Source organism: Caballeronia sp. LjRoot34 (genome assembly GCF_964253815.1).
Classification (GTDB): domain Bacteria; phylum Pseudomonadota; class Gammaproteobacteria; order Burkholderiales; family Burkholderiaceae; genus Caballeronia.
The window spans coordinates 1-560 of the sequence record NZ_CAXUSB020000030.1; the positions used below are offsets into that span (position 1 = coordinate 1).

1 protein-coding gene and 1 pseudogene are annotated in these 560 nt (G+C 57.3%); both read left to right on the plus strand.

What is annotated here, in order from left to right:
* Window positions 1–277, plus strand: a pseudogene (locus tag ACSQ36_RS47000) (hypothetical protein); the annotation flags it as partial.
* A gap of 52 nt (window positions 278–329) precedes the next feature.
* The coding region (locus tag ACSQ36_RS47005) for a DUF3564 family protein (protein WP_436187635.1) at window positions 330–560 on the plus strand (231 nt) is incomplete at its 3' end.

Here is a 560-nt window from a genome sequence, read left to right on the forward strand (position 1 = left end):
GAGCGATGCCGACGAGCAAGTCCTCGTGAAGCAACTGGCGAATGAGGATCCGCTGCTACCGGAAGAATGCGCGCGAACGCTGTTCTTCGACACCGATGTGCCCCAGACCAGGTTCGGCGAGCGCGCGTACTGGAAGCCGCTACTTTCATTTTCAAGCTCACGCGTGACGCTGCAAAACGTTCATCCCGTTCACCCTGTTGAGCCGGCCGCAAGCGCGCACATGAGGCCAAACGCAACCTTGACTTGCATCAGCCATACAAGTGCCGCAAATGCCTAGACTTCGAATTGAACCATGAGTGCTGAGCCGCATTGACGATACGGAGTTCATCATGCGCATCACCGTCCATCTCGACACGTTCGACCGCGTTTGCCCGTGCGGATATGCCATCCTTGAACTCCACAAGCAGTCTCATCGCTGGACGTGCGAAAACCAGTTCGGTTTGATATTGCCCAAGGAAGGCACGCTGACCGCTACGTCGTCAGGCACGCTTCTTTGCGGGCAGACGGATCGTGCACGCGTATGCCTGCTTGAAGGTCTCGACACCTTTGCCGATACCGGG